A 14,790-nucleotide genomic window follows, 5' to 3' on the forward strand; every position below is an offset into this window, starting at 1 on the left:
ACTTATTGAGTCAGAAGCTCGGCAAGGGCGTTGCCCTGTTCGTGCAGCGTTTCGAGCTGGTTTGCCAGCGACTTGGGGTCCAGTCCAAGCTGGTCGGCCAGCGGTTTGGGGAAGCGGGCTATGATGGCCTGGGCAGGCACCCCCGCATTCCAGGCGAAGGAGATAAACACGGCGAGGCGGATCAGCACCGCCTCCTTGCTGATCGGATCGTGGGAGAGGGGATCCAGCTGCTGGGAGATGGCCTCGACGAAGCTCTCCGACAGGTTCCAGCGCCGTGCCAGCTCGGCTCCGAGCTGGGCGTAGTCAAATCCAAGCATCTCCCGCTGGGCCTCGACCCGGCTGCTCCCCTTCTGGATCGCCAGATTGATGAGTTCGGCCTCTTCCGGCAGAGTGCTCTGGATGAGCAACTCGCCAATGTTGTGGATCAGCGCGCAGGTGAAGGCGGTTTCGGGATCCAGCACATTGGCCTCTTTGGCCAGCGTCCTGGCGATGGTGGCCACCTGGAAGGTCTCGGTCCAGAACTTGTTCTTGTCAAAACTGGGGGGCGTCTTGAAGCTGCCTATGATGCCGGAGGCAACCACGATGGAGCGCAAGCGGTTGAAGCCAAGGCGGATCACCGCCTGCTCGACCGAGGTCACTTCATTGCCACGGCGCAGGGCGGCCGAGTTGGCCATCCGCAGCACCTTGACACTGATCACCTGATCCATGGCGATCTTGGCCGCAATCAGGTCGATGCGGGCGTTGTCATCGTTGAAACTCTGCATCAACTCGTGCAGCAGCTTGGGTATGGTGGGGAGTTGCTTGATCTTGTCAAACAGACGGTCCATCGACATGGCTGAGGCAGCCTCCATTGCGAATTCTGCCTCATATTGTGCCACAGCCGGGCAACATGTTCCTGTTTGTGATGCGGCTTTTGAGCGTCAAAACACCCAGTCGCGCAATTGGTATTCCAAACGGTGCTGCTTGCCCTGCAGGATCAGGGTCTGGCTGTCGCCGCTCAGACGCGCCCCCTCGGTCAGGGTGGTGAGCACCGCCTGTTCGATGGCATCGAGGGGCGGCGTGCAGGCCCTGACTGTGCTGCCGAGGCTGGTGACCCACAACTTGTCTTTTTTCAGATGGCCTTGACCGAAGTAACGGTTGCAACCTGCGATGCCGTTGACGGTGAAGTGCTCGCCGATCTCGAGGTCGGGAGGATTGTCGCGCACCGACGCGACCGGTTGGCCATCCAGCTTGCTCAGCACCCAGTGATGATGTTGCAGATCCTGCTGGACAAAGGCAGTCGAACTGCATCCGGCGAGCATGAAAAGGGGGATCAGCAGGGCGGGCAATCTGGACATATCAAGGCTCCGTTGGGGGGAGCGACAAGCATATCCTGTCGGGACCGCTTGCAGCAGGGGCAGAGGGGAGCAAGCCGACCGCTTCTGTCGCCGCCATTTCGCCCCTGTGTCGTTAAATGGCGACATCTATCTGCTTTTTGCCGGCAATGTGCCCGATCTGCTGGGTAAACAACCGGTCGGGCAACAGACAACAGAATGCCAGCTCCCCATGCAGACAACAGATGATCAGGGGCGTTTGGGAACGTGCACCCGTCGGTCATTTGGTGCCATCAATGCCGGGTGTGATAAAGTGCCGCAACGATTAACGCCTTGATGAAACATATAAAATGACCACCGAGCAGCTGGACTCACTGTTTGACCGCCTGTTTCCCATCTGTCGCAGCATCTCGGGGGCGGGGCTGCGCGAGAGTCTGGCCATCTTTGCCGAGCAGATGCCATTGCAGCTGGAGAGCACGCCCTCCGGCACCCAGGTCTTCGATTGGACTGTCCCGCACGAATGGCAGATCGATTCGGCGACACTGACTGCGCCAGATGGCCGCGTGGTGGCCGATTTTGCCGATCACAATCTGAGGGTGGTCAATTATTCGGCGCCGGTTGAGGGGCGCTATTCGCTCGAGGCGTTGCGCCCCCGGCTTCATACCCTGCCGCATCTGCCGGATCTGATCCCCTACGTCACCTCCTATTACCAGCCGAACTGGGGGTTCTGCCTCACCCACAACGAGCTGGCGCAGCTGGCTCCCGGTGACTATCAGGTGCGCATCGACAGCCGGTTCCAGGCCGGCGAGATCAATTATGGCACGGCCCTGCTGGGCGGCGAGAGCCGGCAGGAGTTTCTGCTGTCGAGCTATCTGTGTCACCCCAGCATGGCGAACAACGAGCTGAGCGGCCCCCTGGTGCTGCTCGGCTTGTACCACAGGCTGGCTCGCTGGCCGAAGCGACGGTTCAGCTACCGCTTCGTGCTGGCGCCCGAGACCATAGGGAGCCTCTGCTACCTGCATCGTTATGGCGAGCACCTGAAGTCCCACTGCATCGGTGGTCTGGTGCTGACCTGTCTGGGAGGGCCGGCCAGCGCCCTCTCCGTCAAGCTGGCGAGGCAGGAGGAGTGCCTGCTCAATCAACTGGTACGCCAGCTGGCCAGCGAACAGCCCGAGCGCTGGGCGGTCCGCGAGTTCACCCCCTGCCATGGGTCGGACGAGCGCCAGTACTGCTCGCCGGGCTTTGACCTGCCGGTGGCGCAGGCGGCCCGCACCGTCTATGGCAACTTTGCCGAATACCATACCAGCGGTGATACCAAGGAGTTCATGCAGATATCCCGCCTGATCGAGGCCATCGATCAGCTCGAACAGCTGCTGTTGCAGCACGAGAATGCCGGGGTGTTCGAGCGTACCAACCCCTACGGTGAACCCCAGCTCGGCAAGCGGGGGCTCTACCCCAACCTGAATTCGCCTGCGAGCTACGGCAAGTCGAGCGATCAGCTGCTTGATGGCCGTACCCAGCTGATGGCGATGCAGTGGATCCTGAACCTGGCCGACGGCCGGCACACGCTGCTGCAGATGGCGCGTCGTGCCAGGATGCCGCTGGCCACCCTGCTGGCCGTGGTACCCTTGCTGGAAGAGGCTGAGCTTATCCGGTTTACTGCCCCGCAGTGCCGCTGACAGGAGAAAACATGTCGATAGTCCTGATTACCGGAGATCACCCCCGCCACCGCTACCTGGCGCGCCAGGTGATGGCCAGCGGCCTGCCGGTGACTTGGTTCGCCGAACGGCGGGAACACTTCACCCCGGCGCCACCGGCTCATCTGAACGGGCGCCTGGCAGCACTCTGGCAACACCACTTCCGCTTGCGTGACGAGTGCGAGCAGCACTATTTTGCCGCCCAGGGGGCACCGCTGGATGCGGCCATCAGCATCGGGCACGACGAGCTGAACGGGCCCGAGATGATCCGCAGGATCAGCCAGTTGCAGCCGACACTGCTGCTCTCCTACGGTTGCCACAAACTCTTCCCCGAGTTGCTGAACTGCTTTGACGGCATGGCGTGGAACGTGCACGGCGGCCTCTCGCCCTGGTACCGTGGCTGCATCACCCACTTCTGGCCCAGCTACATGCTGGAGCCCCAGATGACGGGGATGACCCTGCACGAGACGACCGAGGCCATCGATGGCGGCAATATTCTCTACCAGACGGCCGTCACGCCACGACGTGGCGATCGGCTGCATGATCTGGCCTGCCGGGCCGTCAGGGAGTTTTGCGATACGCTGCCCGCCGTGCTCGGAACCCTGCTGGCCCGGGAGCAACCCGTGTCAGGCATCGCCGCCACCAGCACGGGGCGTATCTGGACGGCCCGCATGTGGCAACCCCAGCATCTGGAGGTGGTATACGGCCAGTTTGAGGACAAGATAGTCGACTACTGTCTCGATTCCGGCATCGCCATGCCGCCGGCCAGGCTGCTTTGCGTCGATGGCCTCGACATGACCAGCCCTCAGCCCTGAGGGTCTGCATGAGAAACAACAGGGAGGCCATTGGCCTCCCTGTTGTTTTGTGGCACTCCTGAGCCGGGGCGGTTATTCCCCCTGATTCGCCGAAGCGAACAACCGCTCCGCGTAACGGGCCAGGCCGGCGGCGACCGAGCCGAAGTCATCGCCCCCTTCCAGCGGAATAGCCGGGAGCTTCTGGCGGATAAAGCTGGCGATCAGCGGCGAGCGGGCGCTGCCGCCGGTGACGAAGATGCGATCCGGCTGTACGCCGGCGGCGGCGATGGCCTCATCCATCAGCTCGCCGATCTTCTCCAGCAGCGGCGCCGAGGCGCAGGCCAGCTGCTCGCGATTGAGTTCTGCTGCCAGACCTCGCTCCAGCTCGTCCAGGGATTGGCGGTTCAGATCCTGCTCCGAGAGGGCGATCTTGCCCTGTTCGGCGCGCCACACCAGCTGGTGGCTCAGTTTGTGGGCCCGCAGGTTGGCAAGGCGCGATAGCTTGCTGCCGGGCTGGCTGTCGAGCTGCAGATCCTGCAGCTGGCGGGCGGTATCCAGGCTGTAGAAGCGGCTCTGGGCGCTGACGTCGTTGATAGCGGCCGCGTCCCAGAACAGGGGGTGGGGCAGCGGCTTGCCGGTCTTGAGGGTCTCGTGCATGCCGAGCAGTGGCATCATGCCTTCCACCGTCAGGCGGATGTCGAAGTCGTTGCCGCCGATGCGCTGGCCGCTGTGGCCGAGCAGATCGCCGCTGCGATCCAGCTGGTCGCGGTAACTCGGGCCCATGCGCAGCATGGAGCAGTCTGTGGTACCGCCGCCGATATCCACCACCAGTACCACGGAATCTTCGGTGAGGCGCGCCTCGAATTCGAAACCGGCCGCCACCGGCTCGTAGAGAAATTCCACCTGCTCGAACCCGGCGAGGCGGGCCGCCTCGGTCAGGATGGCGATGGCCTGGCGGTTGCTTTCTTCCCCCGCCAGCCCCTGGAAGTTGACCGGGCGGCCGATCACCGCCTGGCGGATGGGGGCTCCGATCTGCTGCTCCGCCTGCTGGCGAACGTGCAGCATCATGGCGCAGACGATGTCTTCAAACAGGGCAATCTGGGGGGCCTTGAGACCATAGGCACCGAGAAAGGATTTCGGCGACTTGATGTAATAGCCCTCGTCCGGCTCTTCCAGATAGCGTTCCAGCGCCGCGGTGCCGAAGCTGAGCTCGTCGATCAGCCCCTCTTCCCGCATCTGGCGGCGCACGCTCTGGGCCCGGGTCACTACGGGGCCGCGCAGCTTGAGGTATTCCGCCTGACGGGTCGGGGCCAGCCCTTCGGCCAGCAGACCCGCGATGGCATCCCGATGGGGGGCGTGCAGGGTGGAGGGGAGATAGCGGGAGGCGCCGAGATTGAGCAGCCTGGGGCTGCCTTGCTCCATTACGGCAACGGCACAGTTGGAGGTACCGTAATCAAATCCGATAAACATGGGCAGCCAGACTCCTGAATAAAAAAGGGGGGCTAGCCTACCCGATGGCGCCGGGTCTCACAACCCGGCGCAGGGTGAAGAAAGGGGTTATCCCTTACTCCACCTCGTTGTCGCAGTGACCCTGGCCGTCGAGCGCCCGGATGTTGCTGAGGGTGGTATCGGCGATGGCGTGCAGCGCCTCGCGGGTCAAGAAGGCCTGGTGGCCGGTGAACAATACGTTGTGGCAGGCCGACAGACGGCGGAACACGTCATCGGTGATCACCTCGTTGGACTTGTCGGCGAAGAAGAGATCTTCCTCTTCCTCGTAGACGTCCAGCCCCAGGGCGCCGATGCGGGCGGTCTTGAGTGCCTCGATGGCGGCGTTGGAGTCGAGCAGGCCGCCACGGCTGGTGTTGATGATCATCACCCCGTCCTTCATCTTGTCGAACGCCTCCTTGTTCAGCAGGTGGTAGTTCTCCTTGAACAGCGGGCAGTGCAGGCTGATGACGTCGGACTGGCGGAACAGGGTGTCGAGATCCACGTACTCGGCCCCCAGATCGAGTGCCGCCTGGTTCTGGTACGGGTCGCTTACCAGCAGCCGCATACCGAACCCCTTGAGGATGCGCAGGGTGGCGATGCCGATCTTGCCGGTGCCTATGATGCCGGCAGTGCGGCCGTGCATGTTGAAGCCGACCAGCCCCTCCAGCGAGAAGTTGGCGTCGCGGGTGCGCTGATAGGCCTTATGGATACGGCGGTTGAGGGTCATCATCAGCCCCACCGCGTGCTCGGCCACCGCCTCCGGCGAGTAGGCCGGTACCCGCACTACCTTCATCCCCAGCTCCCTGGCGGCAGCCAGATCAACATTGTTGTAGCCGGCGCAGCGCAGGGCGATGACCTTGGTGCCGTTGGCGGCCAGCTCGGTCAAGACTTCGCGATCCGCATCGTCGTTGACGAACAGGCAGACGACCGGGAAGCCGTGAGCCAATCGGGCCGTCTTGGCCTCCAGACGAACATCGAAAAACTCCAGGTTGAAGCCGTACTGGCTGTTGGCCTGGTTGAAATGCTCTTTGTCATAGCTCTTGCTGCTGAAAACGGCGACTTTCATGTTGGAACTCCGTATCGGTTGATGGCGTCACGTTACTACAAACCGTGATCCTGATCACCATGCCCGCATGGCGTACTCACTCCAGCTCGAACGGCGGCCGGAAGGTCATCTCGTGGACGATCACGTCCGCCGGCAGGTCAAGCAGGGTGGTGATGGTGGTGGCCACGCTGGCGGGTTGCATGTAGTGAGGCTTGGCCTCGACCCGAAACGGGGTATCGACGCCGCCCGGGTAGAGGGTCGAGACCTTGATACCGTGGGGCTGGGCCTCCTTCATCATCACCTGGCTCAGGCTCGCCAGGCCGCTCTTCATGGTGCTGTAGATGCCCATGGGGGTGGGGTGGCGCAGGGCGCAGGTGCTCACCACGTTGATGATGTAACCGCTGCCGCGCGGGATCATCTCGCGCAGGGCCTCGCGTCCGAGCAGATAGGGGGCGCGCAGGTTGAGGGCGTACTGCAGCTCGAACTCTTCCAGCGTGGTGTCGGCGATCGGCGCCTTGCGCGGGTTGGCGCCGGCGTTGTTGATCAGCACATCGACCCGCCCCAGCGCTTCGCGAGCCCGCTGATAGAGGGCCATGGCCTGCGGGGGATCGGTGAGATCGGCGGTGCTGCCAAGGCAGCCGTTGGCGGCCATCAGCTCGGCCAGGGCTGCCTCATTGCGGCCGGTGGCATAGACCCGGTAGCCGCGTGCGCACAGGTCGTGCACCAGGGCGTGGCCGATGCCGCTGGTGGCGCCGGTGATCAGAACGGTTTCGTACATGCTTGCCTCCTTGCGGGGATCAGCCCCAGGGCATGATGGGCACAGCGCTGACGGCGCTCTTGTAGGAGCCGTCCACCAGCTTGGTGCTGTAGGTGAGATAGACCAGCGCATTGCGCTTCTGGTCGTAAAAGCGCACCACCTTCTGTTCCTTGAACACCAGGGAGGTGCTGACGTCGAATACCTCTTCCCCCGCCTTCAGCTTCTCGGGCAGGGTGATGGGGCCGATCTGGTGGCAGGAGAGGGAGGCGTGGGACGGATCTTCCGCCAGACCCAGCCCGCCCTTGACGCCGCCGGTCTTGGGACGTGCCAGATAGCAGGCGATGCCGTCGATCCTGGGGTCATCGAACGCCTCCACCAGGATCTTGTGGTTGGGGCCGAGCAGCTTGAACGAGGTGCTTACCTCGCCGACGGGGTCGGCCTTGTCGGCGAGGGCCGGCATGGCCAGCAGGCAACCCGCCAGCAGCAGGCTCATCTTGGTCTTTTGCATATCAACTCCTGGGCGCGGTGGAGAGTGGCCAGCCTGGCGTTGGGGCGGCCGCTTGCGACAAACGCCCCTTTAGCGGGGCGGATATTGCCAATATTGGGCCGGAATGCGTTGGAGCAAGGGGGTCATGTCCGGATTATCCAGCTTGATGGTGACCCGCCGATCCAGGTTGGCGCTGGCCAGCGCCTCGCGGATCCTGGGGTTCTCATTGAAGAACTTCATGAAGCTGCCGTCGGCGTAGGCCCGCTCCAACCCGGTCTGGATCGCCTTGGCCAGCTTGGGATTGTAGGGACTGACGAAGAAGAACTGGGCGAAGGGGTAGCGCAGCAGCAGGTGTTGCTCGATGGCGAGGCGGGGATATTGCTCGGCCAGTTCGCCATGCTCGGCGAAGATCTCCACCAGGCTGCGGGGGAAGAAGTCCACCTTGTCGCCGTCATTGATGAGGCGGAACAGGTTGCTGTAGCGACCCGAATAGGTAGGGATGCCGGCATTCTCCAGGATCCTGTTGTCGGCCCAGCCGACACCCTGCAATGCCTTCATCTGCTTGAGATCGGCCAGGGTGTTGACCTGGTTGAACTTCTCCTGGGCATCTTGGTGGATGAACGACAGGCGCAGCCCTTCCAGCCCGCGAAACAGCGGGATCGGGATGGCGATGAGGGCGGATTCGAGAGCACTGGAGGTACCCATCCAGAACACATTGATCTTCTTGCCCTTGACCAGCTGCTGCTGCAGGGTGAACTGGTTGAGATCGAGTTCGACGGGGTCGATGCGAAAGGGTTGTCCGGAGCGGGTCAGGGCCAGTTCCAGCAGCTTGATCTGGTACTCCTGATCCAGGCTGTTGATGGGCCGGCTGGGGATCTTGACCTGCAGAACCTGTGCTTGTGCCAGCAGGGGCAGACACAAGCACAGCTTGATGAGCCATTTCACTCTCTGTTCTCCTCTAGAATCCGGGGCTAGCCCGGAGTCTATCAGAACTTCTCCGCGATCTTGTGGCGAAGTCATGAGCAAGGCGTGTTCGCCGTCAGGCTCGCGGTTCATCGAGATGAACCGGATACCTTGGGCCGTGCAGCCTGCCCGCGATTCACCGCGGATCGCGACGGTCTACAGAGATCAGGCGACGCGGCGGAATACGTGAGTGTCGTTGAATTCCTTGGTGCTCTGGCACTCGACGCAGAAACGGGATTCTGGACGAGCCTGCAACCGCTTGAGAGAGATCTCGTCACCGCAGGATTCGCAGTAGCCGAAATCTCCTTCGCTGATGCGCTTCAACGCGCCACGCAGTTTGCGCAGGTGCAGTTTGTCGTGCTCGATGCGGTTCAGCTCCAGACGGCGGGCCTCCTCGATGCTGGCACGGTCAATTTCATCAGCCATCTCGTTGGTATCGGTGGCGATGGCCTGGCTGGCCTGGGAGTTGAGGCGTTCCTCGAGCTCGACGATCTGTTGCTCGATCTGCCCCTTGTAAAAGGCCAGTTGGTCTTCAGTCATGAAATCACACATACGATTTACTACCAGTCAGTTTACTAACCCAATTATCCCTGTTTATGGGGGCTGTCTGCCTGCAGACCAAGCCCTTGTGTCTGATTTGCACCCGAATCGTGCAAGAGAGTGCAAATCAGGGCGGGCCTTGTACCAAAAAAATGCAGCCAAGCAAAGCAAATGGGACAAGGATTGTGCGCCCTTGCAAAGAAAAGCCCATTCGGACCACTGTTCGGCCGGGTTCTGTCGCGTCCTGAAACCCCTGTTGGCACTGGCTTTGCAATGAGCTGAGTCCGGGATGAAGTGTTTAGTATTTGGTGCCGTCTTGGTCATTATATGCACCGATATTTATATTTTTTTAAACAGTTCACCTTGACATTGCCCTTGATGGCGGGCTTTTATGGTGATGTTGATTACAATTTGATAACAAGGGTGTTCCATATATTAGACACCCTTGCCAATGACAATCGAAAGTCGGGGTTTAACATGGACAGTATCAAAGGCTGGATGGAGAACAATCGCATCACGGAGGTGGAGTGCCTGTTTCCGGATTTCACCGGCAACGCCCGGGGCAAGATCATCCCAGCCAACAAGTTTCTACGCGAGGGGGGCATGCGCCTGCCCGAGGTCATCTTCACCCAGACGGTAACCGGCGAATACCCGGACGATGACAGCATGATCGACCCGCTGGAGCGGGACATGCAGCTCTATCCCGATCCCAACACCATCCGCTTCGTGCCCTGGGCACTGGAGCCGACCGCCCAGGTGATCCACGACTGCTTCGACGTCAATGGCAAGCTGATCGACATCGCCCCCCGTTCGGTACTGCGCCGGGTTTTGTCATTCTACGAGAAGCAGGGCTGGAAGCCGGTGGTGGCGCCCGAGCTGGAATTCTACCTGGTGACTCGCAACGAAGATCCCGACTACCCCCTGGTGCCTCCCGTGGGACGCAACGGTCGCCCGGAGACCGCCCGCCAATCGTTCAGCATCGATGCGGTCAACGAATTCGACCCCATCTTCGAGGACATGTACGACTACTGCGAGGCCCAGGAGCTGGAGGTGGATACCCTGATCCACGAATCCGGCGCCGCCCAGATGGAGATCAACTTCCTGCACGGGGATGCCATCGATCTCGCCGACCAGGTGTTCCTGTTCAAGCGCACCATGCGGGAAGCGGCTCACCGCCACGGCATCTACGCCACCTTTATGGCCAAGCCGATGAGCAATGAGCCCGGCTCCGCCATGCACATCCACCAGAGTCTGGAGGACATGGACGGCCGCAACCTGTTCGGCACCGAGAGCGGCGGCCACTCCGAGCTGTTCATGCACTTCATCGCCGGGCTGCAGAAATACACCCCGGCGGTGACCGCCCTGCTGGCGCCGAACGTCAACTCCTACCGCCGTCTCACTTTCGGCGAGAGCGCGCCGCGCAACGTGCAGTGGGGGGTGGAGAACCGCACCTGCGGGTTGCGGGTGCCCTTCTCCGAGCCCAATGCCCGCCGGGTGGAGAACCGCTTCGCCGGTGCCGATGCCAACCCCTATCTGGCGCTGGCCGCTACCCTGGCCTGCGGCTATCTCGGCATGATGGAGAAGCTGGACCCGCTGCCCGAGATGAAGTCGAGCGCCTACGAGCTGCCCTACAGCCTGCCCCGCTCGCTGGAGGAGGCGCTCAGCCATCTCGAGCAATGCGAGCCGATCAAGGAGATGCTGGGCGAGCGCTTCACCCGCGCCTTCGTGGCGGTCAAGCGCAAGGAATACGAGACCTACTTCGGGGTGATCAGCCGCTGGGAACGGGAATTCCTGCTGCTGAACGTGTGACCCGGATGCGTGCCCGTCACGCATCCCCCCTGTGGGGAGGCTGAACCTCCCCGCTCATATCGAGAGTGCTGGCAGCGCGCCAGCAGCCTCTCGATTCACGAAACAAACCGCTTGAGTCGAAGGAACCGAGGAGCAAGAAATGCAGCACACCACCCGTGAGTGGCAGCAACTGGATGCCAGCCACCACCTGCATCCCTTTACCGATTTTCAGGCCCTGAACAAGAAGGGCAGCCGCATCATCACCAAGGCCGATGGCGTCTATCTGGAAGACTCCGACGGCAAGCGCATCCTCGACGGTATGGCGGGGTTGTGGTGCGTCAACATGGGTTACGGCCGCCAGGAGCTGGTGGATGCAGCCACCCGCCAGATGCAGCAGCTGCCCTACTACAACCTCTTCTTCCAGACTGCACACCCGCCGGTGATCGAGCTGGCCACCCTGCTGACCGAGGTGACGCCGGCCCATCTCAATCACGTCTTCTTCACCGGCTCGGGCTCCGAGTGCAATGATACCGTGCTGCGCATGGTACGCCACTACTGGGCCAGCAAGGGGCAGCCCGACAAGCAGGTGATCATCAGCCGCCACAACGCCTATCACGGCTCCACCGTGGCGGGGGCGAGCCTTGGCGGCATGAAGGGCATGCATGCCCAGGGTGGCTTGCCCATCCCCGGCATAGTGCACATCGATCAGCCCTACCACTTCGGCGAGGGACAGGGGATGAGTGCCCACGAGTTCGGCCTGGAGCGTGCCCGCCAGCTGGAGAAGAAGATCCTGGAGCTGGGGGTGGACAAGGTGGCCGCCTTCATCGGCGAACCGATCCAGGGGGCCGGCGGCGTCATCATTCCGCCCGACAGCTACTGGCCCGAGATCCAGCGCATCTGCGATCAGTACGGCATCCTGCTCATCGCCGATGAAGTGATCTGCGGGTTTGGCCGCACCGGCCACTGGTTTGCCAGCGAAGGGTTTGGCATCAAACCGGATCTGATGTGCCTGGCCAAGGGGATCACCTCCGGCTATCTGCCGCTGGGTGCCGTGATGGTGAGCGATCGGGTCGCCAGGGTGCTGGTGGAGGAGGGGGGCGAGTTCAACCACGGCTTCACCTACTCGGGTCACCCGGTGGCCTGCGCCGTGGCGGTAGCCAATATCCAGCTTATGCAAAACGAGAGCATAGTTAAGCGAGTGCATGATACTATCGGCCCCTATTTGCAGCGTCGCTGGAGCGAGCTGGCCGACCATCCTCTGGTGGGCGAAACTCGCGGCAAAGGCCTGGTGGCCGCGCTGGAAATTGTCCGGGACAAGCAGACCAACCAGCGTTTTCCGGCCGAGGCAAATGCCGGAATGACGTGTCGGGAATTCTGCTTTAACAATGGCTTGGTGATGAGGGCGGTCGGCGATACCATGATCATATCGCCCCCCTTGGTCATCACCGAGGAACAGGTTGATGAATTGGTCAAACTGGCAAGGCTCAGTCTGGATCTGACTGCTGCGAAGCTGAAGGGATAGCTGGTGCCAGGCAGGTTGGCATGCGCATACAATTTGCTTAGGAGACAAGGATGATGTCTTTCAAAACGGGAGTGATCGCTGCCTCTGTGGCGTTGGTCATGGCAAGCGCCGGAGCAATGGCTGAAGAGAAGGTGTTGCACGTCTATAACTGGAGCGACTACATCGCCTCGGATACCCTGGATAATTTCCAGAAGGAGACGGGCATCAAGGTGGTCTATGACGTGTTCGACAGCAACGAGGTATTGGAAGCCAAGCTGCTGGCAGGCAAGTCTGGCTACGATATCGTGGTGCCGTCCAACCCCTTCCTGGCCAAGCAGATCAGGGCGGGCGTGTTCCAGAAGCTGGACAAGTCCAAGCTCCCCAACTGGCAAAATCTGGATGACAACCTGCTCAAGGCGCTCGAGCCTAGCGATCCGGGCAACCAGTACTCCATCCCCTATCTGTGGGGCACCATCGGCTTTGCCTACAACCCCGAGAAGGTGAAGGCCGTACTGGGTGACAAGGCCCCGGTGGATTCCTGGGATCTGGTGTTCAAGCCGGAAAACATGGCCAAGCTCAAGGAGTGCGGCGTCTCCTTCCTCGACTCGCCGACCGAAATGCTGCCCGCGGCCCTGCAATACCTGGGCTTCAAGCCGGATAGCCAGAAGCCGGCCGAGCTGAAGAAGGCCGAGGAGCTGTTCCTCACCATTCGCCCCTATACCGCTTATTTCCACTCCTCCAAGTACATTTCGGATCTGGCCAACGGCAACCTGTGTGTGGCGGTCGGTTACTCCATGGACTTGCAACAGTCCAAAGCACGTGCTGCCGAGGCCAAGAATGGTGTCGCGCTGACCTACATCATTCCGAAGGAAGGCGCTGGCAGCTTCTTTGACATGATCGCCATTCCGGCCGATGCCAAGAACGTCGAATCTGCCCATACCTTCATCAACTACCTGATGAAGCCGGAGGTGATCGCCAACATCACCAACCAGATCCAGGCCCCGAACGGCAATAAGGCTGCCACTCCGCTGGTGGATGAGGCGATCCGCACCGATCCGGGTGTCTACCCCGATGCGGCGACCCTGCAGAAGATCTACACCTTCCCGGATCTGCCGGCCAAGGTGCAGCGGACCATGACCCGCAGCTGGACCAAGATCAAGTCCGGCAAGTAAGTGACGAGTGCTCCTCCCGGTCCGCAGTTCGGCCGGGAGGATTGTGATGCCATCCCTTCGGGATGGGCCGCGCGAAGGGATGCGCAGCCGGAATACCACAAAACAGGAGAACTGACACAGTGCATACTACCAAGTTGATCACCCTTGCCCTGACCATGGGGCTGGCGAATGTGGCCCAGGCAGCCCCTGTGGTGCACTTTTACAACTGGTCCGATTATATCGGCGAGACGACCCTCAGCGATTTCCAGCAGGCGACCGGGATCAAGACAGTCTATGACGTGTTTGACTCTAACGAGACCCTTGAGGGCAAGCTGCTGACGGGACGGACCGGGTACGACCTGGTGGTGCCCTCCAACAATTTCCTGGCCAAGCAGATCCAGGCGGGGGCGTTCCAGAAACTGGACAAATCCCAGCTGCCCAATCTGGCCAACCTGGACCCCGTGCTGCTCAGCCAGCTCGACAAGGTGGATCCGGATCAGCAATACGCGGTGCCCTATCTGTGGGGAACCAATGGCATCGGCTACAACGTCGACAAGATCAAGGCGGTACTGGGGGTCGACAAGATTGACTCTTGGGCCACCATCTTTGAACCGGAAAACATGGCAAAACTCTCCCGTTGCGGCGTCGCGTTTCTCGACTCTGCCGACGAGATGATCCCCGCCGTCCTCAACTACCTCGGACTCGATCCCAACAGTCACGAACCGGCCGACATCAAGAAAGCCGAGGCCCAGCTGTTGAAGGTGCGGCCCTATGTGGCCTACTTCCACTCCTCCAAGTACATCGGCGATCTGGCCAATGGCGACATCTGCGTGGCGGCCGGTTTCTCCGGCGACATCCTGCAGGCGGCGGCGAGAGCCGAGGAAGCGGGCAAAGGGGTGAATATTGCCTACAGCATTCCGAAGGAGGGAGCCAACCTCTGGTTCGACATGATGGCCATCCCGGCGGATGCCCACAATGTCAAAGAAGCCCACGCCCTCATCAACTATGTCCTGCGGCCCGAGGTGATCGCCAAGATCAGCAACTATGTGGGCTATGCGAACCCCAACGCCAAGGCCGGAGAGTTCATGGATGAGGAGGTGCGCAAGGATGAGCGGGTCTACCCGCCTCAAGCGGTGCTGGAGCATCTGTTTGTGCAGGAGGCACATCCACGTGCGGTACAGCGCCAAATGACCCGGAGTTGGACGAAGATCAAGTCCGGAACCTAACCTTGGTGCCCGCTCTGGGGCGCCAGATCGCTTTTATGAA

14 protein-coding genes are annotated in these 14,790 nt (G+C 61.4%); 6 read left to right on the plus strand and 8 right to left on the minus strand.

Translation table 11 applies throughout. The features are described 5' to 3' along the window. Positions 1 to 2 precede the first annotated feature (2 nt). The gene (locus BN1123_RS12070) at positions 3 to 851 is read right to left on the minus strand and encodes an HDOD domain-containing protein (RefSeq protein WP_042027271.1); all 849 of its coding nucleotides are present in this window, start codon (positions 849 to 851) and stop codon (positions 3 to 5) included. Between the two features lie 69 nt (positions 852 to 920). Continuing rightward, a complete protein-coding gene (locus tag BN1123_RS12075) occupies positions 921 to 1,337 on the minus strand; it encodes an META domain-containing protein (protein WP_042027272.1) in 417 nt (138 codons plus the stop codon). 326 nt (positions 1,338 to 1,663) lie between these two features. On the opposite strand from BN1123_RS12075, the gene BN1123_RS12080 reads away from it, so the two are divergent. Continuing rightward, entirely contained in the window at positions 1,664 to 2,992 is a 1,329-nt protein-coding gene (locus BN1123_RS12080; RefSeq protein ID WP_042027274.1) for a DUF4910 domain-containing protein, read from the plus strand. Between the two features lie 11 nt (positions 2,993 to 3,003). Then, the gene (locus BN1123_RS12085; protein WP_042027276.1) at positions 3,004 to 3,825 is read left to right on the plus strand and encodes a formyltransferase family protein; all 822 of its coding nucleotides are present in this window, start codon (positions 3,004 to 3,006) and stop codon (positions 3,823 to 3,825) included. A gap of 72 nt (positions 3,826 to 3,897) precedes the next feature. Here BN1123_RS12085 and yegD read toward each other — a convergent pair whose 3' ends face one another. From yegD to BN1123_RS12115, 6 genes are all read right to left on the minus strand, one after another. Next, on the minus strand, positions 3,898 to 5,274 hold the full coding sequence (gene yegD / locus BN1123_RS12090; RefSeq protein WP_042027278.1) for a molecular chaperone: 1,377 nt from the start codon (positions 5,272 to 5,274) through the stop codon (positions 3,898 to 3,900). Between the two features lie 94 nt (positions 5,275 to 5,368). Then, the gene (locus tag BN1123_RS12095) at positions 5,369 to 6,358 is read right to left on the minus strand and encodes a 2-hydroxyacid dehydrogenase (RefSeq protein ID WP_042027280.1); all 990 of its coding nucleotides are present in this window, start codon (positions 6,356 to 6,358) and stop codon (positions 5,369 to 5,371) included. A 76-nt stretch (positions 6,359 to 6,434) separates the two neighbouring features. Continuing rightward, positions 6,435 to 7,115 carry an SDR family oxidoreductase gene (locus tag BN1123_RS12100; RefSeq protein ID WP_042027281.1) on the minus strand — a complete coding sequence of 227 codons (681 nt, stop codon included), beginning with the start codon at positions 7,113 to 7,115 and terminating at the stop codon, positions 6,435 to 6,437. 19 nt (positions 7,116 to 7,134) lie between these two features. Continuing rightward, the gene (locus tag BN1123_RS12105) at positions 7,135 to 7,602 is read right to left on the minus strand and encodes a CreA family protein (protein WP_042027282.1); all 468 of its coding nucleotides are present in this window, start codon (positions 7,600 to 7,602) and stop codon (positions 7,135 to 7,137) included. Positions 7,603 to 7,671: 69 nt separating this feature from the next. After that, positions 7,672 to 8,526, minus strand: a complete 855-nt coding sequence (locus BN1123_RS12110; protein ID WP_042027283.1) for a hypothetical protein — start codon at positions 8,524 to 8,526, stop codon at positions 7,672 to 7,674. A gap of 183 nt (positions 8,527 to 8,709) precedes the next feature. Then, positions 8,710 to 9,096, minus strand: coding sequence for a TraR/DksA family transcriptional regulator (locus BN1123_RS12115; protein ID WP_026457164.1), 387 nt, complete (start codon positions 9,094 to 9,096; stop codon positions 8,710 to 8,712). Between the two features lie 465 nt (positions 9,097 to 9,561). Here BN1123_RS12115 and BN1123_RS12120 point away from each other — a divergent pair, with 465 nt between their 5' ends. The 4 genes from BN1123_RS12120 to BN1123_RS12135 all read left to right on the plus strand — a co-directional run bounded on the left by BN1123_RS12120 (position 9,562) and on the right by BN1123_RS12135 (position 14,750). Continuing rightward, a complete protein-coding gene (locus tag BN1123_RS12120; RefSeq protein WP_042027284.1) occupies positions 9,562 to 10,893 on the plus strand; it encodes a glutamine synthetase family protein in 1,332 nt (443 codons plus the stop codon). A 139-nt stretch (positions 10,894 to 11,032) separates the two neighbouring features. Next, entirely contained in the window at positions 11,033 to 12,394 is a 1,362-nt protein-coding gene (locus tag BN1123_RS12125) for an aspartate aminotransferase family protein (RefSeq protein ID WP_042027286.1), read from the plus strand. 53 nt (positions 12,395 to 12,447) lie between these two features. Beyond that, positions 12,448 to 13,545 carry a polyamine ABC transporter substrate-binding protein gene (locus BN1123_RS12130; protein WP_082037537.1) on the plus strand — a complete coding sequence of 366 codons (1,098 nt, stop codon included), beginning with the start codon at positions 12,448 to 12,450 and terminating at the stop codon, positions 13,543 to 13,545. A gap of 119 nt (positions 13,546 to 13,664) precedes the next feature. Beyond that, positions 13,665 to 14,750, plus strand: coding sequence for a polyamine ABC transporter substrate-binding protein (locus tag BN1123_RS12135; protein WP_042027290.1), 1,086 nt, complete (start codon positions 13,665 to 13,667; stop codon positions 14,748 to 14,750). The last annotated feature ends 40 nt before the right edge of the window (positions 14,751 to 14,790 follow it).

The organism is Aeromonas enteropelogenes (genome assembly GCF_000819845.1).
Classification (GTDB): domain Bacteria; phylum Pseudomonadota; class Gammaproteobacteria; order Enterobacterales; family Aeromonadaceae; genus Aeromonas; species Aeromonas enteropelogenes.

What these genes read in the sequence shown, in the direction of transcription:
- BN1123_RS12085 (WP_042027276.1), top strand. Translation starts at nt 3,004, where the DNA reads ATGTCGATAGTCCTGATTACCGGAGATCACCCCCGCCACCGCTACCTG.
- yegD (WP_042027278.1), bottom strand. Translation starts at nt 5,274, where the DNA reads ATGTTTATCGGATTTGATTACGGTACCTCCAACTGTGCCGTTGCCGTA.
- BN1123_RS12105 (WP_042027282.1), bottom strand. Translation starts at nt 7,602, where the DNA reads ATGCAAAAGACCAAGATGAGCCTGCTGCTGGCGGGTTGCCTGCTGGCC.
- BN1123_RS12100 (WP_042027281.1), bottom strand. Translation starts at nt 7,115, where the DNA reads ATGTACGAAACCGTTCTGATCACCGGCGCCACCAGCGGCATCGGCCAC.
- BN1123_RS12120 (WP_042027284.1), top strand. Translation starts at nt 9,562, where the DNA reads ATGGACAGTATCAAAGGCTGGATGGAGAACAATCGCATCACGGAGGTG.
- BN1123_RS12075 (WP_042027272.1), bottom strand. Translation starts at nt 1,337, where the DNA reads ATGTCCAGATTGCCCGCCCTGCTGATCCCCCTTTTCATGCTCGCCGGA.
- BN1123_RS12070 (WP_042027271.1), bottom strand. Translation starts at nt 851, where the DNA reads ATGGAGGCTGCCTCAGCCATGTCGATGGACCGTCTGTTTGACAAGATC.
- BN1123_RS12130 (WP_082037537.1), top strand. Translation starts at nt 12,448, where the DNA reads ATGTCTTTCAAAACGGGAGTGATCGCTGCCTCTGTGGCGTTGGTCATG.
- BN1123_RS12095 (WP_042027280.1), bottom strand. Translation starts at nt 6,358, where the DNA reads ATGAAAGTCGCCGTTTTCAGCAGCAAGAGCTATGACAAAGAGCATTTC.
- BN1123_RS12115 (WP_026457164.1), bottom strand. Translation starts at nt 9,096, where the DNA reads ATGTGTGATTTCATGACTGAAGACCAACTGGCCTTTTACAAGGGGCAG.
- BN1123_RS12125 (WP_042027286.1), top strand. Translation starts at nt 11,033, where the DNA reads ATGCAGCACACCACCCGTGAGTGGCAGCAACTGGATGCCAGCCACCAC.
- BN1123_RS12080 (WP_042027274.1), top strand. Translation starts at nt 1,664, where the DNA reads ATGACCACCGAGCAGCTGGACTCACTGTTTGACCGCCTGTTTCCCATC.